Origin of the sequence: Achromobacter sp., from assembly GCF_032113835.1 — a bacterium.
Classification (GTDB): Bacteria; Pseudomonadota; Gammaproteobacteria; order Burkholderiales; family Burkholderiaceae_B; genus Achromobacter.
Genome location: NZ_DAMCTG010000008.1, coordinates 56,379 through 80,233 on the forward strand (window position 1 = coordinate 56,379; position 23,855 = coordinate 80,233).

Below are 23,855 nucleotides of genomic sequence, written 5' to 3' on the forward strand. Positions count from 1 at the left end.
CAGCGAACACCGCTCCGCCGGCAACCGCGAGCCGCCACCGTCAAAAGAAAAGCCCGCCTGCATCATGCAGGCGGGCTTTTTTGCGGCCGGCGAATCGCTTACTTGCCTTGGGCAGCCAGCGCGAGCGCGGCGGCGTTGACGACGGCGGCAATGCGGCCGGCATCGCGCAGCTGTTCGGTCGACAGGCCGTCGTTCTTCAGGTTTTCATAGTGCGAGGCCACGCAGAAGTGGCACTTGCCGATGATGGAGGCCACCAGGGCGAACAGCTCGAAGCGCTTCTTGTCCACGCCGCCATGGGTGGCGTAGGCATTCATGCGCAGCTGGGCCGGCAGGCTTTTGAGCTGGGCGTCGCCGGTCATCTCCACGTAGGGATACCAGGTGTTGTTCATGCCCATGAGGGCGGAGGCGGTCAGGGCGGCGTTCGCGTCGCCTTCGGACAGGCCGCTCTTGAAGGCTTCAACCAGCACCGGGCTGCGCGCGGCATAGGCGGCGGACAGGGCAGCGCCAACGGCATCTTCGGGAGCCAGCGTCGAGCGGGCGATCACGGCGTCCAGATTCAGGCGGATGTCCTTGGCCCAATCCGGCAGCTGTTCCTTAATGGTCGTAAGAAATTCCATAGTTTTTACCTATAATCTAGCGCAGTTAAAGCCCGGCGCGGGCCCTGCAGGGCAGGGACCGGACCGGGCTGGAAATTACAGCGTGGCGCCGCCAACCGTACGGTTGCACGGGCACAGTTCGTCGGTTTGCAGACCGTCGAGCAGACGCAGAACTTCTTCCGGGTTACGGCCGACGTTCAGGTTGTTCACCGAAACGTGCTGAATGGTGTTGTCCGGGTCGACGATGAAGGTGGCGCGCAGGGCAACGCCAGCACCCTTTTCACGCACGCCCAGCTGGTCGATCAGGGCGCCGGTGGTGTCGCCGAATTGGTAGTGACCCAGCTTGTTCAGGTCCGGGTGCTCACGGCGCCAGGCCAGCTTGACGAATTCGTTGTCGGTCGAACCGCCCAGCAGGACGGCGTCGCGGTCTTCGAAATCCTTGGCCAGCTTGTTGAAGCCGACGATTTCGGTCGGGCAAACAAACGTGAAGTCTTTCGGGTAGAAGTAGATCACCTTCCACTTGCCGGGGAACGAGCTTTCGGTGATGTCTTCGAACGCGGACACGCCGTTTTCTTCGTGCTGGTTGAAGCCGGGCTTGACGCCGGTGACCTTGAAGGGTTCGAGTTTGTCGCCAACAGTTTTCATGTTTACTCCCGTAGTTGTTGGGTGGAGATGAGGCGTTGCCTCAAAACCATAAATTCTACGCTATGGATTATCGTTGTCTAATTGATAATTCCTAAACTTGGCTTTGGGCAGCTCTATCCGTGCGGTCAGTCCGCCGCCCTCTCGGGGCAGCATTCGAAGCGATCCGCCGACGTGCTTGAGCAGGCGTTCGACGATGGCCAAACCCAGACCCGCGCCGCTGACGCCGGTGCGCGCCGCCTCGCCGCGCGAGAACGGGCGAAGCAGGCGGTCCACGTCCTCAGGCGCGATGCCGGGGCCGCGATCGGAGACCTCGATGACGATCATGCTGCCTTCGGCCTGCAGCGTCATGTTCAGGTGCGCCATGCCGTCGTCGGACGAGCGGCCGTAGCGGCGCGCGTTCTCGATCAGGTTGCTGACGATGCGCTTCAGGTCCAGCGCGGTGATGCGGGCGCGCAGGCCGGGTTCCAGCGCCGCGTCCAGCTCGCCGCCCAGCGAGGCAGTGTGGCTGCGCTCGCGTTCGTACAGTTCGGCCAGCACGGCGGAAATGTCGGTGGCAAGCTGCGGCAGGGTGCCGGCGGGACGGGCGTACTCCATGAGCTGCCCGATGCTGTGGTCGATCTGGCCCAGGTCTTCGTCGATGGCCTGCCGCGCGTCTTCCGACACGCCGCTCAGCTCGATTTCCAGACGCATCCGGGCAAGTGGCGTGCGCAGGTCATGTGAGATGCCCGCCAGCATGAGCTCGCGGTCGGCCTCGGCCTGGCGCAAGTCCTTGGCCATGCGGTTGAACGACGCATTCAGATCGCGGATTTCCAGTGGTCCTTGTTCGGGCAGGGCCGCTGGCGTTTCGCCGCGCGACAGCACCTGCGCGGCCCGCGCCAGCCTGGATAGCGGACGGTTGACGAAGCCCACGCTGACCGCCGCGCCGACCAATGACAGCAGCAGCGCGGTGGCGCCCCAGCCCAGCCACTCGATGCCGCCTGTCAGGCCGATCTGCTCACGCTCGAACACCAGCCAGTACAGGTCCTTTTCGATCTGGAAGCTGACCCAGAACCCGGGCACCTGGTTCACGCCCCACGCAATCTGCGTTTCCGGGCCGAAGCGCGTGCGGATGTGCTGCGCCACACGCTGCCAGTAGTCGTCGTCGGGGAGGGCTTCGGCGAAGTCGGTGACCTCGCGCGGATAGACCTGGATGCCTTCATTGGTGGCCAGGTCGAGGAGGAGCTTGCTGCGTTCGCCGTTATGCGAATAGATCAGCGCGGTGCGCGTGATGTTGACGGCCGTGATCACCCGCTGCGCCATCTGATTGGCGCGCGGTCCCAGCTCCATGCTGAAAAATACTTGAAGCCACGCGCCCAGGCTGACCAGCATCAGCGCGGCGAGCAAAAGGAACGTGCGGCCGAACAAGCCGAGCCGCAAACGTGATGTCAGGTTCCTGAATGTTCTGCGCAAGCGCGGCACGACGCTGCGCTCCTGCACTGGGCGGGCCAGCCGATCAGCTACCACCGTCCGGAACGAACACGTACCCCAGACCCCAGACGGTCTGGATGAATACGGGCTTGGACGGGTTCGGCTCGATCAGTTTGCGCAGACGCGAGATCTGGACGTCGAGGCTGCGATCGAAGGCTTCGTATTCGCGGCCGCGGGCCAGTTCCATGAGTTTGTCGCGCGACAGGGGAATCTTCGGATGGCGCGCAAAGACCTTGAGCACCGAGAATTCACCCGTGGTGATGGGCACCTGTTCGCCGTTGCGCGTGAGCGTGCGGGTGGACAGATTCAGCACGTAGGGGCCGAAGGCGATGGATTCGTTTTCCTGGCTGGGCGCGCCGGGGTGTTCCTCGGTGCCGCGGCGGCGCAGAATCGCATTGATGCGCGCCAGCAGTTCGCGAGGATTGAAGGGCTTGGACAGGTAATCGTCCGCGCCCATCTCAAGGCCGACGATGCGGTCGATTTCTTCCGCCTTGGCCGTGAGCATGATGATGGGGGTATTGTCGTGGCCACCGCGCAGCCGGCGGCAGATGGACAGGCCATCTTCGCCGGGCAGCATCAGGTCCAGCACGAGCAGGTCAAAATGCTCACGTTGCCAGAGTTTGCCCATCTCTTTGGCGTCTTCGGCGACGAAAACGTTGAAACCCTGTTCGGACAAGTACCGGCGAAGCAGATCGCGCAAGCGCGGATCGTCGTCAACGACGAGGATTTTTCGGGTGGGGGTGGTGTTTTGCGTATTCATGGCCGGAAATGTAACAGTGACAAGAACCGGGGGCTAGAGGGCGTTCACAAGATATTACACATTGCGAACCCTGGTTGAAATCCCCCTTACACCCGGGGGTAACAACGGCTTATTTCGTACAATCTGCATCTATGGAACTAAACCTGCTGGCACTGGAAACTTCGTCGTCACGTTGTGGCGTGGCCCTTTTGCGGGCGGTCGGCGGCCGCCTGGAGATCAGCGTTCGCGAACACGAGGGATCCCAGGAACACGCCGAGCGCCTACTGCCTATGGCCGATGCGCTGCTCGCCGAGGCCGGCATCGCGCCGTCGGGGTTGCATGCCGTGGCGTTCGGGCAGGGGCCCGGCGGCTTCACCGGGCTGCGCGTGGCCTGCGGCGTTGCCCAGGGCATGGCCCTGGGGCTGGGCATCCCGGTGTTGCCTATTGTTTCGCACCAGGCCGTGGCGGCCGACGTCGACGGCACGTCCGCCGACGCCGTGGTCGTCGCCCTGGACGCCCGCATGAACGAGGTCTACCTGGCAGTCTACCGCCGCGGCGACGCCGCGGGCGATGAATCTGTCTGGGAAACGCTCCAGGCCCCGATGCTGATTGCCGCCGCCGAGGTCGTGCCGTGGACGGCGCACCATCTGCCGAATTGGTCGGCCCGGGCTGGCCAACCGCTGACACCGCTGCTGGCCGGCGATGCCTGGGAAGCCTATTCGGCCGACATGTCCGCGCCCGCCGAATGGCGCCGAGCCGCCGAGGCCCAGCGGCCACAGGCGGCCAGCGTGGCGCGGCTTGCCCGCCAGGGCTGGCTGCGCGGCGAAATGCTGGCCCTGGAGCTGGCCGCGCCGCTCTATGTGCGCGACAAGGTGGCGTTCACCACCGCCGAGCGCCTGCGCGGCGAGGGCGGCAATCCCAAGGCCCGGCCGTCGCTCACCCCGCCGGTCCCGCAGCCCATGACGGATGCCGACCTGGACGAGGTCGTGGCGCTGGAGGCGCAGGTGCAGGCCTTCCCCTGGACCCGCGGCAATTTCACGGACGCGCTGGCGTCGGGCTATGGCGCCTGGACGCTGCGGCGCGAAGGCAAGCTGGCCGGTTTCTGCATCCTGATGTTTGCGCCGGACGTGGCGCATCTGCTGGTGATCGCAGTGGCGCAGGACTTGCATCGCCAGGGGCTGGGCGGCGTGATGCTCGACTGGTGCGAGCAGCAGGCGCGCGAACGCGGCCTCGAAGGCCTGCTCCTGGAAGTGCGGCCGTCCAACACGTCCGCCATCAGTTTCTATAAGGGCCACGGCTATCTGCAGATCGGCATGCGCCGGGCCTATTACCCGGCCGAGAAGGGCGGTCGCGAGGACGCCATCGTCATGCAGAAGCGCTTTGGCGAACCCGGCGGAGCACCGGCATGAGCCCGATGGACGCCGCGCCGCGCCCTGCGCCGCCCCGCATCAACCCGTTGCAGCGCATCTGGCTGCGCGAGCTCGGCATGGAGCGGCTGTGGCTGCGCACGCCGCCTGCCGTGCCGGTCGCCAAGACGGCTGTCGCAGGGTCTGGCGCCGTGCCGGGCCAGGCGCCGGCTGGCGTATCCCCTGGCGGTCCGAACGCTGCACCGCATTCCCCCATCGTCGCGCCGTCTCCCGTCGAAGCGCGGCGCGACGCCCCGGCTGCGCCGGTTGCTGAAGCCGCCCCGGACGCCACGCCCGCCGTTGTCCCCGCCGTTGCGCGCGCCGCCCCGGCAGAGCCGGCAACGGGCCGTGCATCGGCTATTCCGGCTTCTATCCTGAACCGCACCGGTCCCCCGCCGCGTCCCGCGCCGAAGGTCGAAGTCCAGGAAGAGGCGCCGCCGCCCATTCCGGTGGCCGAGGCCGTCAAGGATGCCAATCTGGAGCAGTTGGCGGCGCAGGTCGTGGCCTGCGCGGCGTGCGGCCTGTGCCAGGGACGCCGCCATGCGGTCGTCGGGCAGGGCGCCCAACCCACTCGCTGGCTCGTGGTGGGCGAAGCCCCGGGCGAACAGGAAGACCGCCAGGGCCAGCCTTTTGTGGGGCGGTCCGGCCAGTTGCTGGACGCCATGCTGGCGGCGGTGGGCATGAGCCGCGAGCGTGACGTTTTCATCACCAACGTCATCAAGTGCCGTCCGCCGGGCAACCGCAATCCCAAGCCCGAGGAAATCGCGGCCTGCAGTCCGTACCTGATGCGCCAGATTGCGTTGCTGAAACCCGAGCGCATCCTGGTGCTTGGCCGGTTTGCGGCGCAGACGCTGCTGGGCACCGACGCCACCATCGGCAACCTGCGCGGCCGCGTCCATCATCTGAAGACGGATGAAGGTGCTCAGATTCCGGTCATTGTCAGCTACCACCCCGCCTATCTGCTGCGCAGCCCGTCCGAGAAGGCGCGCGCCTGGCAGGATCTGAAGCTGGCCGCCCGCGAACTGTAGCGGGCAGCGGGCAAAAAAAACCGGGCGTCTGCCCGGTTTTTTGTTGCTGCATCAAGCACTTGGCGCGTTTGCCTCAGTGCGTCGAATCCAGCGCGCGGCCGTGGCCTTCCTGGCCGATCTGGTCATGCAGGTCGGGGTTGGCCTGCATGTTGCGCTTGCTCCAGCGCATGAACACCACCATCAGCACGGCCACGACGGTGCCGAAGATGACGATGATGACGTTGATCGGCAGTTGCAGCCACAGCAGCAGCGTGTACATCGCCACCATGAGCAGGATGTTGAGCTGTTCGTTGAAGTTCTGCACGGCGATCGAATGGCCCGCCGACAGCAGCACGTGGCCGCGGTGCTGGAGCAGGGCATTCATCGGCACCACGAAGAAGCCAGCCAGGCCGCCCGTCAGCAGCAAGAGGAGATAGACGCTCCAGGGCTGATAGACCAGCGGCATCAGCAGCACGACGAGACCCATCATGGCGCCGACCGGCAGCACGGCGAGCGCGCGGCGCAGTGGAATGCGGCCGGCCAGGATCGACCCGACCACCGTGCCCAGCGCCGCCACGCCCATCAGCATGGACGCCTTGTCGAGCTGGTAACCCAGATGGCTGCGGCCCCATTCGATGACGATGAGCTGCAGCGTGGCGCCGGCGCCCCAGAACAGGGTGGTGACGGCCAGGGAAATCTGGCCCAGCTTGTCCTTCCACAGCACGCAGACGTAACCCCAGAAGGTGCGGATCAGGCGCACCGGGTTCTTCTGCTGGGGCGGATAGCGCACGTGCGTGCGCGGGATCATCAGGTTGCACAGCGCGGCCAGCAGGTAGACGAAGGCGATGACCAGGATCGCGGCTTCGGCCGGCGTGTGGACCAGGCTGCCGATGAAGGAATGGCTGAGCAGGGCGGTGGACACCGACGAGGAAATCAGGAGGCCGCCCAGGACCGTGCCCAGGATGATGGAGAAGACCGTCAGGCCCTCGATCCAGCTGTTGCCCTTGACCAGCATGGTCGGCGGCAGCATTTCGGTCACGATGCCGTACTTGGCCGGGGAGTAGGCGGCTGCGCCGATGCCCACCACGCCGTAGGCGGCGCAGACCAGCCATGTTTGGTATTCGGGGGCGACACCGATGCTGGCGTACGAGAACATCAGCAGACAGCCGGCCACCTTCAGGGCATTGGTGGAGAACATCACGCGGCCCTTGGGATAGGAATCCGCGATGGCGCCGACGAATGCGGCCAGCACGACATAGGCCAACGCGAATGACCATTTCATCATGGGCGCCAGCCAGTCAGGGCCGTGCAACTCCTGAATCAAGGCGATCGCTGCGATGAACAACGCGTTGTCCGCCAATGACGAGAAGGCCTGCGCCGCCATGACCAGATAGAAACCACGTTTCAAGAATGTCCCCGTTCTTCGGCCAGAGCCTGGCCAGTCCGCGTGAAAATTATGTGTCGTGCCAAAAAGTGTCAGGGAGTATAGCCGGAGCATTGCGGCCAGCCATTGCGCGTTTGCCCGCGGGTTGCCCGACCCCAACGTCTGGGTTCAGACCGCCTGCGGTATCATACGACCCATATGAGAGCCGGCCCTTCTTGGGCCGGTTTGCAATCTGTGCGGCAGGTCCGTTAACGCCTTTCGTTCAACCCACCCCGTCGTCATCGTACTGTGCGCCTTACTCAGCTCAAACTCGCCGGCTTTAAGTCCTTCGTCGATCCCACCGTCATCCCCGTGCCCAGCCAGCTGGTCGGCGTGGTGGGTCCCAATGGCTGCGGAAAGTCGAACATCATCGACGCCGTTCGCTGGGTGCTTGGCGAGGCCAAGGCGTCGGAACTGCGCGGCGAGTCCATGCAGGACGTCATTTTCAACGGGTCGGGCAACCGCAAGCCGGCCGCCCGGGCCTCGGTCGAAATGGTGTTCGACAACAGCGAGGGGCGCGCCGCCGGCCAGTGGAGCACCTACGCCGAAATCGCGGTGCGCCGGGTCCTGACCCGGGACGGCACCAGCAGCTATTTCGTCAACAACCAGCAGGTCCGCCGCCGCGACATCCACGACATCTTCCTGGGCACCGGCCTGGGCGCTCGTGGCTACGCCATCATCGGGCAGGGCATGATCAATCGCCTGATCGAAGCCCGCCCCGAAGAACTGCGGGTCTTCCTGGAAGAAGCGGCTGGCGTGTCGCGCTACAAGGAACGCCGCCGCGAGACCGAAAACCGCCTGTCCGACACGCGCGAGAACCTGACCCGCGTCGAAGACATCCTGCGCGAATTGAACAGCCAGCTTGAAAAGCTGGAAGCCCAGGCCGAAGTGGCCACGCGTTACCGCGAACTTCAGGCCGACGGCGAAAAGAAGCAGCATTCGCTGTGGTTCCTGAAGGAAACCGGGGCGCGCGAAGAGCGCGCCAAGAAAACCCAGGAAATGGCGCAGGCCCAGAACGAACTGGAAGCCGCCATTGCCGGGCTGCGTGCCGGCGAGGCCGCGCTGGAATCCCGGCGCCAGGCCCACTACGCCGCCAGCGACGCCGTCCATACCGCCCAGGGCGCCCTGTACGAGGCCAATGCCCAGGTCAGCCGCCTGGAAGCCGAAATCCGGCATGTGGTCGATTCCCGCAACCGCCTGCAGGCCCGCCGCGACCAGCTCCAGCAGCAGATCGCGGAATGGACCAGCCAGCGCGAGCATTGCACAGAACAGATCGCCCAGGCCGAAGACGACCTGGCCGCCGCCGCCGCCCGCACCGAAGAAGCGCGTGCCACCGCTGAAGACGCGCAGGCAGGCCTGCCCTCGGTCGAGCAGCGTGTGCGCGAAGCCGCCGCCGGCCGCGACGAGATGCGCGCGGCCCTGGCCCGCGTCGAGCAGAACCTGGCGCTGGTCGCGCAGACGCAGCGCGACGCCGACCGCCAGATGCAGAACCTGGAACAGCGCCGCGAGCGCCTGCAACAGGAACTGCGCGAACTGCACAGCCCCGATCCCGAGCGCCTCGAACAGCTGGCCGGCGACCGCGCCGCGGGCGAAGACCAGCTCGAAGCCGCTCAGGAAGAACTGGCCACGCTGGAAGGCCGCGTGCCCGAAGCCGACGCCGAGCGCAGTCGTGCCCAGGGCGGTGCCCAGACCGAAGCCCAGAATCTGGCGCGCCTGGAAGCCCGCCTGTCCGCGCTCGTGAAGCTGCAGGAAGACGTGCAGAAGCAGGGCGCGCTGGAACCGTGGCTGGCCAAACATGAACTGGCCGGGCTGTCGCGCCTGTGGCAGAAGCTGCACGTGGAACCGGGCTGGGAAACCGCCCTGGAATCGGCGCTGCGCGAGCGCATGGCCTCGATGGAAGTGCGCAACCTGGACTGGGCGCGCGCCTTTGCCGACGACGCACCGCCCGCGCGGCTGGCGTTCTATCAATTGCCTGTCGCGGCGCCCGCACCCACGGCGCCCCCCGGTTTCACGCCGCTGGCCAGCCTGCTGCGCATCACCGACCCCGACCTGCGCACGCTGCTCAATGAATGGTTGGCCAATGTCTATACGGCCAATGACCTGACCCAGGCCCTCGCCGTGCGCGCGACCCTGCCCGCTGGCGCCGCCTGCGTGGTCAAGGCCGGCCACCTGATCGACGCGCACAGCGTGCGCTTCTACGCGCCCGATTCCGAACAGGCCGGCCTGCTGGCCCGCCAGCAGGAAATCGAAAACCTGCAGCGCGAGATCAAGGCCCAGCAACTGATCGCCGATCAGGCGCGCGCCGCGGTTGCCCGCGCGGAAGCCGCATGGCAGCAGGTGTCGCAGGCCATTTCCCCGGCGCGCACCCGCGTGGCCGAGGTCACGCGCCGCGTGCACGACATCCAGCTGGAACACTCCCGGCTGCAGCAGCAGGCCGAGCAGTCCGGCGAGCGCGCCTCGCGCCTGCGCCAGGACCTGGAAGAAATCAAGGCGCACGAGGAAGACCTGCGCGCCACCCGCGAAGAGGCCGAGGCCCGCTTCGAAGCGTTGGACGAAGAACTGGCCGAACATCAGTCCAAGTTTGCCGACGCTGAAATGGACGGTGAGACGCTGGCCGCGCAGGCCGAGGCGGCCCGCACCCGCCTGCGCGAACTCGAACGCGCCGCCCAGGAAGCCGAATTCGCCGAGCGCGGCATCCAGGTGCGCATCACCGACCTGCAGCGCAACCAGCAACTGGCGGCCGACCAGAGCCAACGCGGCGCGGTGGAACTTGAACAACTGATGGGCGACCTGACCGAGCTGGATGCATCCGCGTCGCAGGCCGGCCTGCAGGACGCCCTGGAAGCCCGCGCCGAACGCGAGGAAGCGCTGTCGCGAGCCCGCCAGGAACTCGAAAACCTGGCCGCCTTGCTGCGCGGCGCCGACGAAGACCGCCAGCAGCAGGAGCAGACTCTGGAGCCGCGCCGCGCGCGCATCATGGAACTGCAACTGCAGGAGCAGGCGGCCCGCCTGGCCGAAGAGCAGTTCACCGAACAGCTCAACGCACGCGAAGTCGACCGCGAGGAACTTGCCCAGTTCCTGGCCAACCAGCCCGACGAATGGCGCCGTGCAAGCTGGCTGCAGCAGGAAGTCGGCCGCATCTCGCGTCAGATCGAAGCGCTGGGCTCGGTCAACCTGGCGGCGCTCGACGAACTGAATACGTCGCGCGAACGCAAGGGCTTCCTCGATTCGCAGCACGCCGACCTGATGACCGCCATCGAGACCCTCGAAGACGCCATCCGCAAGATCGACCGCGAGACGCGCGAACTGCTGCAAGAGACGTTCAACATCGTCAACGGCCATTTTGGCGAACTCTTCCCCAAGCTCTTCGGCGGGGGCGAGGCCAAGCTCAGCATGACGGGCGAGGAAATCCTCGACGCCGGCGTGCAGGTGATGGCGCAGCCGCCGGGCAAGCGCAACAGCACGATCCACCTGCTGTCGGGCGGCGAAAAGGCGCTGACCGCGACTGCGTTGGTGTTCGCGCTGTTCAAGCTGAACCCCGCGCCGTTCTGCCTGCTGGACGAGGTGGACGCGCCGCTGGACGACGCCAACACCGAACGCTATGCGAACCTGGTCGCCAACATGAGCGAGCAGACACAGTTCCTCTTCATCTCGCACAACAAGATCGCGATGCAGATGGCAAAGCAATTGATCGGCGTAACCATGCAAGAGCAAGGGGTTTCGCGTATCGTTGCGGTAGACATAGACTCGGCCGTCCAGATGATGGCCTCCGAAGCGGCATAAACCCAATATTGAGAAAGGCGCCGCCTTCCAGGCGCGGGATTTACACATGAGTGATTTGCAGATCGGGCTGATTGCCCTGGGCGTCTTGCTGATACTGCTGGTGTTGGGATTCAACTGGTGGCAGGACCGTCGCGTCCGTCGCAAGATGCAGAGCCATTTCCCCACCTCCGAACAGGATCCGCTGCTGGGCGCGGGTGTGGGAGGCGCAAGCGCCGCCCCGGCCGGCGTTTCCCGCCGCGAGCCCGGCATGGGCGGCGAACCTGCGCGCGTCCAGCCCGGCCAGCCTGCGCCGGTCGACCCGGGCAGCGATGCCGACGACGCCGAAGAACCCGATCCCGCCTGCGAAGTGGTCATCGAAGTCAACTTCGCCGAGCCCGTGCGCGGCGCCGATCTGCTGCCCTATATGCAAAGCCTGCGCAGCGTGGGCCGCAAGCCCATGCGCGTGTTTGCCGAAACCGACCAGCGCCGCCACCGCGCGCGCGTCCATTCGGGCGAGTCCTATGCGTCCATGCAGCTCGCCGTGCTGCTGGCCAACCGCAGCGGTCCCCTGACCGCCATCGAATGGTCGCAAGCCTGGGCGCGCGCCCAGGACATGGCCGAACGCTTCGACGCCACGATTGAAGGTCCGGACCAGCAGGCTGTGCTGGAGCAGGGCGCTCGCCTGGACGACACCTGCGCGGCACTGGACACACAGGTCGGCCTGACGCTGCTGCTGGGCTCGGCCCAGCCGGCCGCTGAAGTGCTGGCCGTGGCGCGCGACATTGGTTTCGTTGCCGACGGCAATCGCCTGGCCTGGCCCAACGAGAACGGCGTGGCCCGCTTCACGCTGGCCCGCGCGGACGGCGCGGCCTTTGATGCCGGCATGGGCGGCATCGAGCGCCTGTACCTGCTGCTGGACGTGCCGTGCAGCCCGGCCGACACGCGAGCCTTTGGCCGCATGGTCGACGTGGGCCGCGACCTCGCGTCGCGCCTGCGCGCCGAGCTGGTCGACGATCAGGGCAAGCCCCTGGCCGACGGTTCCGAAACCGTTATCGACGAGCGCCTGCAGGTTCTGTTCGGCCAGCTTGAACAAGCGGGCCTGCCCGCCGGCAGCGAGCGCGCCCAGCGCGTGTTTGCCTGATGGCCAGCGGGTCCGGCGAGAATCCGGCGCAAGCCGCCGCGCGGCTGCGCGCCGAGATAGAGCAACACAACGTCCGTTATTACGTCTACGACGAGCCCTCCGTCTCGGATGCCGAGTACGACGGGTTGATGCGGGACTTGCAGGCCCTCGAGGCCGAGCATCCGGATCTGGTCACGCCGGAGTCCCCCACGCAGCGCGTGGGTGCGGCGCCGGTGTCCGCGTTTGGCAGCGTGCGCCACGTGGTGCCGATGCTGTCGCTGAACAACGCGTTTTCCGAAGAGGAAGTCGCCGCCTTCGACCGCCGTGTCACCGACACGCTGCGCGGGGCGGGCCTGCTGGGTCCGGCGCAGCAGCCGGACTACTTCTGTGAACTCAAGCTCGACGGCCTGGCGATCAGCCTGCGCTACGAGGACGGCCGCCTGGTGCAGGCCGCCACCCGCGGCGACGGCCAGGCGGGCGAGGACGTCACGTCCAACATCCGCACGATCAAGGCGATTCCGCTGCAACTGAAGGGCGCGGCTCCGAAGGTGCTGGAGGTGCGCGGCGAGGTGCTGATGAATCGCGCCGACTTCGAAAAACTGAATGCGGCCCAGGCCAAGCGCGACGAGAAGATCTTCGTCAATCCGCGCAACGCGGCCGCCGGCAGCCTGCGCCAGCTGGATCCGCGCATCACGGCCAAGCGGCCGCTGCGCTTTTTTGCTTACGGATGGGGCGAGGTCCAGGGCCTGCCCGGCTCGCAGAGCGGCCTGTTCGATGAGGCCTCGGCCGGCGCGGATCAGGCCTCGCAACTGCCCGAAAAATCCCACGGCGCCATGCTGGAATGGCTGGCCTCGCTGGGCCTGCCGGTCAACGTGGTGCATAACCACCGCGCAAGCGGCGCGGAAGGCCTGATGGACTTCTACGCCAAGGTCGGCGCCTTGCGCGCGAACCTGCCGTATGACATCGACGGCGTGGTCTACAAGGTGGACTCCCTGCCGGCGCAGAAGGTGCTGGGCTTCGTGGCGCGTGCGCCGCGCTTTGCCTTGGCGCACAAATTCGCCGCCGAAGAGGCCACCACGACGCTGGTCGACATCGAAGTGCAGGTGGGCCGCACGGGCGCCATCACCCCGGTCGCGCGGCTCAAGCCCGTGTTCGTGGGCGGCGTCACCGTCACCAACGCCACGCTGCACAACGAAGACGAGATCCGCCGCAAGGACGTGCGCATCGGCGACACGGTCATCGTACGGCGCGCGGGCGACGTGATACCCGAGGTGCTGGCCCCGGTTTTGGAAAAGCGGCCCGACGACGCGCGGGAATTCGTCATGCCGACGGAATGCCCGGTCTGCGGATCGGCCATCGAGCGCCTGGAAGGCGAGACCATCGCACGCTGCACCGGGGGCCTTTTCTGCGGCGCTCAGCGCAAGCAGACGCTGTGGCACGCCGCCAGCCGCAAGGCGCTGGATATCGAAGGCCTGGGCGAAAAGCTCGTGGACCAATTGGTCGACAGCGGCCGCGTCAAGACGCTGGCCGACCTTTACAGCCTGCGTCCGCTGGAACTGGTGGGCCTGGACCGGATGGGCCAGAAGTCCGCCGACAATCTGGTGGCCGCCATCGAAAAGGCGCGCTCGCCCAATCTGTCCCGCCTGCTGTTCGCGCTGGGTATCCGGCACGTGGGCGAGACCACGGCGCGCGACGTCGCGCGGCACTTCGGCAGCATCGACGCCATCATGGATGCGGACGAGGACGCCTTGTCGTCGGTGCCCGACGTGGGGCCCGTCGTGGCCGCGTCGATTCGCCATTTCTTCGCCGAGCAGCACAATCGCGACGTGATCGGGCAGCTCAAGGCGCAGGGCGTGAATCCCGTGGCCGAAGCCGCGCCGCAGGCCGACACGCTGGCCGGCAAGACCTTCGTGCTGACGGGCACGCTGCCGAACTGGACGCGCGAAGAAGCCTCGATGCACATCCAGGCGGCCGGCGGCAAGGTCAGCGGCTCGGTGTCCAAGAAGACCGCCTATCTGGTGGCGGGCGAGGATTCCGGCAGCAAGCTGACCAAGGCTCAGGAGCTGGGTGTGCCGGTGCTGGATGAAGACGGGTTGAAGGCGCTCTTGGGCGTTTCCTAGCCTGGACGCTGCCGCGTTTGAATGAAGGGCTGCACGCCACCGGCGTGTGGCCCTTTTTGTTGCTTGCTTGGGACGGTGTCAGACACCCGGGGGAGATGGTCGTCAGCTTGAGGCGGCGTCTCATAGGGTGTCTGACACCTGGGTCGAGTTTGCGGCGGCGCCTCAGGGGTGTCTCGCTTGGGATGGTGTCTGACACCCCGAAGAGATAGTCGCCAGCTTGCGGCGGCGTCTCGTGGGGTGTCTGACACCTGTGCACGTTGCCGAGCGCGCAAAAAAAAACTGCCCGCGATCGGCGGGCAGTTTTTCAGCAGAGCGGGCCTTATTGAATCTTGGCCTTTTCGCGCAGTTGCTTCTGGTAGTCGGCCAGGGTTTGCTGGCGCAGCATTTCTTCCAGTTGCGGACGGACTTGATCCATCGGCGGGAATTCGACCGGACGGGTGTCGTCGACCATGATGATGTGCCAGCCGAATTGGGTCTGGACCGGCTTGTCGACCAGTTGGCCCTTCTTCAGTTGCGTCACGGCTTGCGCGAACGGCTGCACGTAGTTGGTCGGGGGAGCCCAACCCAGATCGCCACCCTTTTCGGCGCTGCCAGGGTCCTTGGAGTTCTTCTTGGCCAGGTCGTCGAACTTGCCCTTGTTGCTCTTCAACTGGGCAAGCAGGTCGTTCGCCTTCTTCTCGTCTTCGACGAGGATGTGGCGGACCTTGTATTCCATCTTGCCGGCCTGTTCCTTCTTGATCTTTTCGTATTCGGCGGTGACCTGGGCGTCCGTGACCGGGTGCTTGGCCAGGTAGTCGGCCATCAGGGCGCGAACCAGGATGCCTTGGCGGGCCAGTTCGATTTCGGTCTGGACGTCAGCCTGCTTGGCGATGCCGCTGGATTCGGCGGCTTGCACGAAGATCTGACGGTTGATCATTTCCTGCTTGACCTGTTCGCGCAGTTGCGGCGAATCGGTGGCGCCCTGGCCGACCAGGAGCTTGACGAATTGATCCAGGCTCTTTTGCGGAATGGCTTTACCGTTGACGGTAGCCACGTTTTGCGCAAAAGCAGGCACGGCGATGACGCAGGCCGCAGCCAGCATGACGATGCGTTTCATGAATATCCTTTTACTTTCTATTTGGGAGCCTGGGCGTCAAGCGCAAGCGCATGAATCGGATAGGGGATCAAATCTTGCAAATGATGATACACCAGCCGGTGCCGCGCAACGGCGGAGAGCCCCGCAAAGCAAGGCGCTACGATGATTACGCGATAGTGGCCGGCGCCGTTTTTACTGCCTTCGTGGCCGGCATGCAAATGGGAGTCGTCCAGGATGTCCAGACTGACGGGTTCCAGGACGGCGAGGCGTTCCCGGATCAGGGCGATGCGGTCGATGTTTTCTGACATGAAAGCTCAGGGCTTGCCGGGCGGCGTGGCGTCCGTGCCGGCCGGCGTGTTTTCTTCGGTCTGGATGTGCTTGCCCAGCCACAGCGACTGGCCAATGACGAAGACGATCATCAGTCCCATCAGGCCGAAGGCCTTGAAACTGACCCATTGCGACTCGGTGAAGTGACCCGAAAACGCAACGTACAGATTGAGCGCGCCGGCGATCAGGAAGAAGCCGGCCCAGATCAGGTTGAGCTTGTCCCACGCCGCATCCGGCAGCTGGATCTGCTTTTCCATCAGGCGGCGGATCAGGTTGCGCTTGAACAACAGGCGGGCAAAGACCAGCGCGCCGCCGAACATCCAGTACAGCACCGTGGGCTTCCATTTGATGAAGACGTCGCTGTGCAGCCAGATGGTGGCGCCGCCGAACACCAGGATGACCGTCAGGTTGATCCAGTGCATGGCTTCGGTGGGGCGGCCGGTGGCCTTGAGCCAGACGATCTGCGCCACGGCAGCCGCCATGGCGACGCCCGTGGCCGTGAAGATGTCCGTATACCTGTAGGCGATGAAGAACAGGAGCAGCGGAAAGAGGTCGAACAGGAACTTCTTCATCAGTCTTCTAGGGGCTCAAACGTCATCGACAGGGAATTGATGCAGTAGCGCAGGCCGGTGGGCTCGGGGCCGTCGGGAAAGACGTGGCCCAGATGCGCGTCGCAGACGTTGCACAGGACTTCGGTGCGGACCATGCCGTGCGTGGTGTCGCGTTCTTCGCGGACCAATTCGGGGTCCAGCGCCTGGAAGTAGCTGGGCCAGCCGCAGCCGGCGTCGAATTTGGTGTCGGATGCGAACAGCGCGGTGCCACAGCCGACGCAGCGATAGATGCCAGGGGTGAAAGTATCCCAGTAGCGCCCGGTGAACGCGCGTTCGGTACCCTTTTGACGGGTGACCACGTATTCTTCGGGGGAAAGCTGGGCGCGCCATTCGGCGTCGGTTTTGCGTACTTTTTCCATATGAGCTCTTGGAGTCGCGATGCCCGAAATGGTTCGGGCATAATCCCGCCCCATGTTAATCGAGTTTGACCAGGCGGTAGTGTCCACGCCCCAGGCGGAAGTGTTGCGCGGGGTGAGCACCACCCTGGCCGAACGCCGCATCGGCATCGTCGGTCCCAACGGCGCCGGCAAGAGCACGCTGGCGCGCCTGGTCAACGGTCTGGTGATGCCGTCTTCGGGCAGCGTTCGCGTGGACGGGCTGGATACGCGGCAGGACTTGAAAGCCGTGCGCGCGCGCGTCGGCTTCGTGTTCCAGAACCCCGAAAACCAGATCGTCTTTCCCATCGTGCGCGAAGACCTGGCGTTTGGCCTGAAGCGTCTGGCGCCCGACCGCCAGCAGCGCGAGGCGCGCATCGACAGCCAGCTGGCCCGCCTGGGCGTGGGTCACCTGGCCGACCGCAGCAGCCACACGCTGTCCGGCGGCGAGCGCCAACTAGTGGCGCTGGCCGCCGTGCTGGTCATGGAGCCCGCCCTCATCGTCTTTGACGAACCCACCACCCAGCTTGACCTGCGCAACCGCAACCGGGTACGCGCCGCCATCGATGGGCTGCCCCACGACGCCATCGTCGTCAGCCATGACCTGGAATTGCTTGAAGACTTCGACCGCGTGCTGGTCGTGCGCGACGGCGCGATCGCGGCCGACGACACGCCCGCCGCGGCGCTGCGCTGGTACCGGGAACACTGCGGATGATGGAGCCCCTGTACGTCGCGGGCGACACGCCGCTGCACCGGCTGCCGGCGTGGGGGAAACTGCTGGCGCTGATGGCGGCCGGCGCGGGCCTGTTCGTACTGCGCGATCCGCTCTGGCTGGCGTTTGCCTTTGGCTTCTCGGTGGCGCTGGTCTGGTCCACGGGCGTGGCCGCGGCGGCCGTCTGGCGTCAGGTGCGTGGGCTGCTCTGGGTGCTGCTGGCCGTGGCATTGTTCACCGGCTGGTTTCAGGGGCCGCTGGAGGCGCTGGCCGTCGTGCTGCGCGTGGCGGCGATGGTGGGCCTGGCCCTGGCCGTCACGTTGGCCACGCGCACGTCCCACCTGATCGCCGTCTGCGAGCGGGCATTGCGGCCGCTGGAGCGCACGGGTCTCGTCGATGCCGAAAAGGTGGCGCTGGCCCTCGCGCTGACGCTGCGCTTCGTGCCCGAGATCTGGCGCAATTTTCAGGAGATCCGCGAGGCGCAGGCCGCGCGCGGGCTGGGCGCGAATCCGGTCGCGCTGATCGTGCCGCTGATCGTGCTGACATTGAAGCGGGCCCAGGAAGTCTCTGAAGCGATCGACGCGCGCAGCGTCTGAGGGCCGCGCGCCCTGAATTCATATCCAAAGGGGAAACCATGAAATCCAACAATACGGTACTGGTGGCGCTGTTCGCGGCGCTGATCGTCGTGCTGAGCCTGATGCCGCCCATTCCGATGCCCGGCATTCCCGTGCCCATCACCTTGCAGACGCTCGGCGTCATGCTGGCCGGCGCCATGCTCGGCCCGGTGCGGGGCGCGCTGGCGTGCCTGCTGTATCTGGCGCTCGCGGCGATCGGCCTGCCGGTGCTGCCGGGCGGGCGCGGCGGCCTGGGGGCGTTCTTTGGCCCGACTGGCGGATTTCTAGTCGGCATGGTGGCCGGCGCATTCGTGATCGGCTGGTTGGCGCGTCGCCTGGCCGTGCGCGGTTCGGGCACCTGGAAGGGGCTGGCGGGCTATGTGGCCGCCTGCGTCGTCGGCGGCATCGTGGTGGTGTATGCCTTTGGCGTGCCGTGGCTGGCGGCGGTGGCGAAGATGGACATGGCAAAGGCCGCGGGCGCGGTCGCGGTGTTCCTGCCCGGTGATCTGATCAAGGCCGTGGTGGCCGCGTGGGTGGCGTCGCGCGTCGAGCGGGTGTTTCCCATGCTGGGCCGTTGACCGTGAGCGGGCGCTGCAAAAGACCCCAATCCTCCCAAGGGAATCCCCCAACATGACGCCTGCGACCCTTTCAAGTACAAGTTCGCCATTAACAAATGCGTTCGCCAAATCACGATTTCCGTAGCACATCAGGGAATTACCGTAGTTGCGCTACGTCATCTGATACTGTTTTAACCATATAATATTTTTTTCTGTATAACTTTAAACAGGCTCGCTTCGCCTCGTTCGAGGCACATAAGAGCCAAACACAGGAGACAAAAACATGCGCAAGCACTTCGGCTTGTCCGCGGCCGCCGCCGCTGTAGCCCTGACTCTGCCGCTTCTGGCGAGCGCACAGGTCAAGGTTGGCGTGACGGTGTCCAGCACCGGCCCCGCCGCCTCGCTGGGCATCCCCGAGCGCAACACCGTGGCCTTGCTGCCCAAGGAAGTCGCCGGCCAGAAGATCGAATGGATCGTGCTGGACGACGCCACCGACACCACGCAGGCCGTCAAGAACTCGCGCAAGCTGGCTTCCGACGACAAGGTCGACGTGCTGATCGGCACGTCCATCACGCCGGGCTCGCTGGCAATGGTCGACGTGGCTGCCGAAGCCAAGGTGCCGATGATCAGCGTGGCCGCCAGCGCCAAGATCGTCGAACCCGTGGACGACAAGCGCCGCTGGGTCTTCAAGACCCCGCAGAACGACGCGCTGATGGCCGGCGCCCTGGCCGACGCGATGTCCAAGTCCAAGGTCAAGACGCTGGGCTTCATCGGCTTTGCCGACGCCTACGGCGACGGCTGGCTCGACGTGATGCAGAAGGCCGCCAAGGCCAAGGGCATCGAGATCGTCGCTGTCGAAAAGTATGGCCGCACCGACACCAGCGTGACGGGCCAGGTGCTCAAGCTGGTCGGCGCCAAGCCCGACGCCATCCTGATCGCCGGCGCCGGCACTCCGTCCGCGCTGCCGCAAAAGGAACTGAAGGCCCGCAACTACGGCGGCACCATCTATCAGACCCACGGCGCCGCCAACAACGACGTGCTGCGCGTCTGCGGCAAGGACTGCAATGGCATGCTCCTGCCGGCCGGCCCGCTGCTGGTCGCCGCGCAACTGCCCGACAGCAACCCGGTCAAGAAGTCGGCCCTGGCCTATGTGGAAACCTACGAAAAGGCCAACGGCGCCGGTTCGACCAACACGTTCGGCGGCCACATGTGGGACGCCGGCCAACTGGTCGTTGCCGCACTGCCCGTGGCCCTGAAGACGGGCGCCAAGCCCGGCACGCCGGAATTCCGCGTTGCCATGCGCGACGCCCTGGAAGGCGTGAAGGACCTGGCCGTGTCGCAAGGCGTGTTCAACATGTCGCCCACGGACCACGCCGGCTTTGACGAGCGCTCGCGCGTCATCGTCAAGGTGGAAAACGGCAAGTGGGTCTACCAGCCCGACCTGTAATTCCCCTGGATCGCCCGAGCGCGGGCCGCCCCATCGCGGGCGTCCGTTGCGCGGGGGGCGGCACGCCGCCCGCCGCGCCGCGCCCGGCAGGACTTCGCACCGGCCTTTCCGGCCGGTGTGTCGTATCAGTGTTCCGGATGGGGTCGGAACACCAAGAAACCACAAGGTAGTTGTTAGATGGATTCCTCAATTGCGCTGATCCTGCTGCAAGACGGTGTCGTCAACGGCGCCATCTATGCCCTCCTGGGCATGGCTCTGGTGCTGGTTTTCGCCGTTACGCGCGTCATTTTCATTCCCCAGGGCGAGTTCGTGGCGTTCGGCGCCCTGACCCTGGCCATGCTGGTGGACGGCAAAGTGCCGGGCACCGCCTATCTGCTGCCGTTGCTGGGCCTGGTGTGCCTGGCGCTTGAGCTGGTGCGCGCCGTGCGCACGCGTAGCGCCGCCGGCTTGCCCAAGACCCTCGCCACCTGCGTCGTGCTGCCGCTGGCGCTGTTCTGGCTGACCAAGAGCTACACCGGTCCCGAGAACTCGCTGTGGCTGAATATGCTGCTGACGCTGTTCCTGGTGATCCCGATGGGTCCGATGGTCTATCGCATCGTCTACCAGCCGCTCGCCGAAGCCACCGTGCTGGTGCTGCTGATCGTGTCCGTCGCCGTGCACTTCGCGCTCATGGGCCTGGCGCTCGTGTTCTTTGGCGCCGAGGGCTGGCGCACGCCGGCATTCGTGAGCGGACAGGTCGACCTGGGGTTCATGACGTGGTCCGCGCAGAGCCTGTTCGTGGTCGCCACGTGCGCGCTGCTCATCATTGCCTTGTGGGTGTTCTTCGGCAAGACGCTGTATGGCCGCGCGCTGCGCGCCACCGCCGTCAACCGCCGCGGCGCGCGCCTGGTGGGCATCAGCACCAACATGTCGGGCTCGCTGACGTTCACGCTGGCCGTGGGCATCGGCGCCATGTCCGGCATGCTGATCGCGCCCATCACCACGGTCTATTACGACACGGGCTTCCTCATCGGCCTGAAGGGCTTCGTCGGCGCCATCATTGGCGGCCTGGCCAGCTACCCCATCGCGGCGGCAGGTTCGCTGCTGGTCGGCGTGCTGGAATCCTTCTCGTCGTTCTGGGCCAGCGCATACAAGGAAGTGATCGTCTTCACTCTGATCATCCCGGTTCTGGTCTGGCGTTCGTTCAGCACCCATCACGCGGACGAAGAGGAATAACCAGCCATGAACCGCATTCTGCTTGCCGTTTTTCTCGTCGTCCTGGCGGGCCTGCCGATGGTGTCGGCCACGCCCGAGTTCTGGGTGACGCAACTGAACTACATCGGCCTGGCCAGCCTGGTCGTGCTGGGCCTGGTGCTGCTGACCGGCGTCGGCGGCCTGACGTCCTTCGGCCAGGCCGCGTTCGTCGGCCTGGGCGCGTACACCACCGCCTACCTGACGACGCAGTACGACGTGTCGCCCTGGCTGGCGCTGCCCGCGGGCCTGATCCTGACCGCCGTCGTGGCTTACCTGCTGGGCGCGATCACGCTGCGCCTGTCGGGCCACTACCTGCCGCTGGGCACCATCGCCTGGGGCCTGTCGCTGTATTACCTGTTCGGCAATATCGACTGGCTGGGCAAACACGACGGCATCGCGGGCATCGAGCCCATCAGCATCTTCGGCATGTCGCTGGCCAACGGCCGCCACATCTATTACCTGATCTGGGTCTGCGTCCTCCTGGCGCTGTGGGCCACGCGCAACCTGCTCAACTCGCGTCCCGGCCGCGCCATCCGCGCGTTGAAGAGCGGGGCGGGCATGGCCGAGTCCATGGGCGTCAACACCGCGGCCTACAAGATCGTGATCTTCGTGTGGGCGGCCCTGCTGGCCTGCGTGTCGGGCTGGCTTTATGCCCACATGCAGCGCGCCGTCAGCCCCAGCCCGTTCGGCCTGAACTACGGCATCGAGTACCTGTTCATGGCGGTGGTCGGCGGCGCCGGGTATGTGTGGGGCGCCTTGCTGGGCTCCAGCGTCATCCTGGTGCTGAAGGATCAGCTGCAGAACCTCCTGCCCAAGCTGCTGGACACCAACGCCAACTTCGAGATGATCGTCTTCGGCGTGCTGCTGATCCTGATGCTGCAATACGCGCGCAACGGCCTGTGGCCGATCCTGGCGGGCTGGTGGGGCAGCATCACCGGCGCCAACGGCTCGCGCCGCAACCTGGCGCCGCCCCCCGCGGCCCCGGCCCTGCCGACGCGCGAGCGTCCGCAACCCGGCCAGGTCGTGCTGGAAGTGGACGCCATCCGCAAGGAATTCGGCGGCCTGGTGGCGGTGAACGACATCACCTTCAAGGTCAGTTCGGGCGAGATCATGGGCCTCATCGGCCCCAACGGCGCCGGCAAGAGCACGACCTTCAACCTGATCAGCGGCGTGCTGCCGGTGACGCGCGGCCAGGTCACGTTCATGGGCCAGCGCATCGACAACCGCTCGGCGCGAGAGATCGCCAAGATGGGCGTGGGCCGCACGTTCCAGCACGTGCAGCTGCTGCCGGGCATGACGGTGCTGGAAAACGTGGCGCTGGGCGCGCACCTGCGTTCGGACGTGGGCGTGCTGTCGGGCGCGCTGCATTCGGACCGCGCCCGCGAGGCGCAGTTGCTGCATGAAGCCGCTGAGCAGCTCAAGCGCGTGGGCCTGGGCGAATACCTGTACGAACAGGCGGGCAACCTGGCGCTTGGCCAGCAACGCATCCTGGAAATCGCTCGCGCGCTGGCGTGCGATCCCGTGCTGCTGCTGCTGGACGAACCGGCCGCCGGCCTGCGCTACAAGGAAAAGCAGGACCTGGCGCGCGTGCTGGAACAGCTTCGCGCGGAAGGCATGAGCATTCTGCTCGTTGAACACGACATGGATTTTGTGATGCGCCTGACCAACCACCTCGTGGTGATGGATTTCGGCACGAAGCTGGCCGAAGGCGTGCCGGCCGACGTGCAAAAGAACCCGGCGGTGCTCGAAGCCTACCTGGGCGGCATCGACGATGACCTGCCCGAAGCGGACCAGGCCAAGCCCGTGCCTGCGGGAGGCGTGTGATGAGCGCAACGAATTCCCCCGTTCTGGAAGTCAGCAACCTGTCGGCCCGCTACGGCAAGGTCGGCGCGCTGGCAGGCGCCACGCTCAGCGTGCCGGCCGGCAGCATCGTCACCGTGATCGGCGCCAACGGCGCCGGCAAGTCCACGATGCTCAACGCCATCATGGGTTCGCTGCCGCAGACCGGCCACGCCGCCGGCACCGTGCATTACGCCGGGTCGGACGTGTCTGGCTGGATGGTCGAACGCCGCGTGGCGGCGGGCATGTCGCTGGTGCCCGAGCGCCGCGAGCTCTTCGGCACCATGTCCGTCGAAGACAACCTGCTGCTGGGCGGCTTCCGGCGTTACCGGGCCCGCGAAAGCGGCTGGCGCGACACGCTGAACGAAGTGTTCGATCTGTTCCCGCGGCTGCGCGAACGCCGGGCCCAGCAGGCCGGCACGCTGTCCGGCGGCGAACGCCAGATGCTGGCCGTGGGCCGCGCGCTGATGGCCAAGCCCACGTTGCTGATGCTGGACGAGCCCAGCCTGGGCCTGGCGCCGCGCATCGTGCGCGAGATCTTCCACATCATCGCGCGCCTGCGCGAGACCGGCGTGGCGATCCTGCTGGTCGAGCAGAACGCCCGCGCGGCCTTGCAGGTGGCCGACTACGGCTATGTGCTGGAAACCGGCGAGGTCATCCTGCACGGACCGGCGCGCGAACTGGCCGGCGATCCGAAGGTCATCGAAAGCTATCTGGGGTTGGGCAAGGGCGCCGAGGCGGCCTGACGCCATGCGGGATAAAGAAAACGCCGGCTGCCGCG

General features: G+C 66.1%; 21 protein-coding genes. 12 read left to right on the forward strand and 9 right to left on the reverse strand.

Annotated features, from left to right (window positions below):
- Positions 1–98 precede the first annotated feature (98 nt).
- The 4 genes from RT697_RS05315 to ompR form a co-directional block, all read right to left on the reverse strand.
- On the reverse strand, positions 99–617 hold the full coding sequence (locus tag RT697_RS05315; RefSeq protein ID WP_013392160.1) for a carboxymuconolactone decarboxylase family protein: 519 nt from the start codon (positions 615–617) through the stop codon (positions 99–101).
- A gap of 75 nt (positions 618–692) precedes the next feature.
- Positions 693–1,241, reverse strand: coding sequence for a peroxiredoxin (locus tag RT697_RS05320; RefSeq protein WP_006217982.1), 549 nt, complete (start codon positions 1,239–1,241; stop codon positions 693–695).
- Between the two features lie 60 nt (positions 1,242–1,301).
- The gene (locus tag RT697_RS05325; protein WP_313697351.1) at positions 1,302–2,729 is read right to left on the reverse strand and encodes an ATP-binding protein; all 1,428 of its coding nucleotides are present in this window, start codon (positions 2,727–2,729) and stop codon (positions 1,302–1,304) included.
- A gap of 4 nt (positions 2,730–2,733) precedes the next feature.
- Positions 2,734–3,468: a two-component system response regulator OmpR gene (gene ompR / locus RT697_RS05330; protein ID WP_003813882.1), complete on the reverse strand. Its 735-nt coding sequence runs from the start codon at positions 3,466–3,468 to the stop codon at positions 2,734–2,736.
- Between the two features lie 131 nt (positions 3,469–3,599).
- Between ompR and tsaB the strand changes: the two genes are divergently transcribed.
- Both tsaB and RT697_RS05340 read left to right on the forward strand, forming a co-directional pair.
- A complete protein-coding gene (tsaB, locus tag RT697_RS05335; protein ID WP_313697317.1) occupies positions 3,600–4,856 on the forward strand; it encodes a tRNA (adenosine(37)-N6)-threonylcarbamoyltransferase complex dimerization subunit type 1 TsaB in 1,257 nt (418 codons plus the stop codon).
- Positions 4,853–5,881: a uracil-DNA glycosylase family protein gene (locus RT697_RS05340; protein WP_313697318.1), complete on the forward strand. Its 1,029-nt coding sequence runs from the start codon at positions 4,853–4,855 to the stop codon at positions 5,879–5,881. The genes tsaB and RT697_RS05340 overlap by 4 nt, the downstream gene beginning before the upstream one ends.
- Positions 5,882–5,954: 73 nt before the next feature.
- On the opposite strand, the gene lplT is transcribed toward RT697_RS05340, so the two are convergent.
- Complete coding sequence (gene lplT, locus RT697_RS05345; protein WP_056568239.1) at positions 5,955–7,268, reverse strand: lysophospholipid transporter LplT; 1,314 nt, start codon at positions 7,266–7,268, stop codon at positions 5,955–5,957.
- A 264-nt stretch (positions 7,269–7,532) separates the two neighbouring features.
- Here lplT and smc point away from each other — a divergent pair, with 264 nt between their 5' ends.
- From smc to ligA, 3 genes are read left to right on the forward strand one after another with little or no spacing between them, the layout of a single operon-like run.
- Positions 7,533–11,066 carry a chromosome segregation protein SMC gene (smc, locus tag RT697_RS05350; RefSeq protein ID WP_313697319.1) on the forward strand — a complete coding sequence of 1,178 codons (3,534 nt, stop codon included), beginning with the start codon at positions 7,533–7,535 and terminating at the stop codon, positions 11,064–11,066.
- A 46-nt stretch (positions 11,067–11,112) separates the two neighbouring features.
- Complete coding sequence (locus RT697_RS05355; protein ID WP_313697320.1) at positions 11,113–12,186, forward strand: cell division protein ZipA C-terminal FtsZ-binding domain-containing protein; 1,074 nt, start codon at positions 11,113–11,115, stop codon at positions 12,184–12,186.
- A complete protein-coding gene (gene ligA, locus RT697_RS05360) occupies positions 12,186–14,285 on the forward strand; it encodes an NAD-dependent DNA ligase LigA (RefSeq protein ID WP_313697321.1) in 2,100 nt (699 codons plus the stop codon). The genes RT697_RS05355 and ligA overlap by 1 nt, the downstream gene beginning before the upstream one ends.
- A 319-nt stretch (positions 14,286–14,604) precedes the next feature.
- Here ligA and RT697_RS05365 read toward each other — a convergent pair whose 3' ends face one another.
- The 4 genes from RT697_RS05365 to msrB are packed head-to-tail and all read right to left on the reverse strand — an operon-like array spanning position 14,605 to position 16,657.
- Complete coding sequence (locus tag RT697_RS05365; RefSeq protein ID WP_056568229.1) at positions 14,605–15,381, reverse strand: peptidylprolyl isomerase; 777 nt, start codon at positions 15,379–15,381, stop codon at positions 14,605–14,607.
- A 17-nt stretch (positions 15,382–15,398) separates the two neighbouring features.
- Positions 15,399–15,668: a BolA family protein gene (locus RT697_RS05370; RefSeq protein ID WP_313697322.1), complete on the reverse strand. Its 270-nt coding sequence runs from the start codon at positions 15,666–15,668 to the stop codon at positions 15,399–15,401.
- A gap of 6 nt (positions 15,669–15,674) precedes the next feature.
- Positions 15,675–16,259 carry a septation protein A gene (locus RT697_RS05375; protein WP_313697323.1) on the reverse strand — a complete coding sequence of 195 codons (585 nt, stop codon included), beginning with the start codon at positions 16,257–16,259 and terminating at the stop codon, positions 15,675–15,677.
- Entirely contained in the window at positions 16,259–16,657 is a 399-nt protein-coding gene (gene msrB, locus RT697_RS05380; RefSeq protein WP_056568221.1) for a peptide-methionine (R)-S-oxide reductase MsrB, read from the reverse strand. The genes RT697_RS05375 and msrB overlap by 1 nt, the downstream gene beginning before the upstream one ends.
- Before the next feature lie 52 nt (positions 16,658–16,709).
- On the opposite strand from msrB, the gene RT697_RS05385 reads away from it, so the two are divergent.
- The 7 genes from RT697_RS05385 (at position 16,710) to RT697_RS05415 (ending at position 23,820) form a co-directional block, all read left to right on the forward strand.
- Positions 16,710–17,387, forward strand: coding sequence for an ABC transporter ATP-binding protein (locus tag RT697_RS05385; protein WP_313697324.1), 678 nt, complete (start codon positions 16,710–16,712; stop codon positions 17,385–17,387).
- The gene (locus tag RT697_RS05390) at positions 17,384–17,980 is read left to right on the forward strand and encodes an energy-coupling factor transporter transmembrane protein EcfT (RefSeq protein WP_313697325.1); all 597 of its coding nucleotides are present in this window, start codon (positions 17,384–17,386) and stop codon (positions 17,978–17,980) included. Before RT697_RS05385 ends, RT697_RS05390 begins: the two co-directional genes overlap by 4 nt.
- 38 nt (positions 17,981–18,018) lie before the next feature.
- On the forward strand, positions 18,019–18,576 hold the full coding sequence (locus RT697_RS05395) for a biotin transporter BioY (protein WP_313697326.1): 558 nt from the start codon (positions 18,019–18,021) through the stop codon (positions 18,574–18,576).
- A 262-nt stretch (positions 18,577–18,838) separates the two neighbouring features.
- Positions 18,839–20,002, forward strand: coding sequence for an ABC transporter substrate-binding protein (locus RT697_RS05400; RefSeq protein ID WP_313697327.1), 1,164 nt, complete (start codon positions 18,839–18,841; stop codon positions 20,000–20,002).
- A 177-nt stretch (positions 20,003–20,179) separates the two neighbouring features.
- Positions 20,180–21,217, forward strand: a complete 1,038-nt coding sequence (locus RT697_RS05405; protein WP_313697328.1) for a branched-chain amino acid ABC transporter permease — start codon at positions 20,180–20,182, stop codon at positions 21,215–21,217.
- A 6-nt stretch (positions 21,218–21,223) separates the two neighbouring features.
- On the forward strand, positions 21,224–23,059 hold the full coding sequence (locus RT697_RS05410; protein ID WP_313697329.1) for a branched-chain amino acid ABC transporter ATP-binding protein/permease: 1,836 nt from the start codon (positions 21,224–21,226) through the stop codon (positions 23,057–23,059).
- Positions 23,059–23,820: an ABC transporter ATP-binding protein gene (locus RT697_RS05415; protein WP_191576773.1), complete on the forward strand. Its 762-nt coding sequence runs from the start codon at positions 23,059–23,061 to the stop codon at positions 23,818–23,820. Before RT697_RS05410 ends, RT697_RS05415 begins: the two co-directional genes overlap by 1 nt.
- Positions 23,821–23,855: the final 35 nt, after the last annotated feature.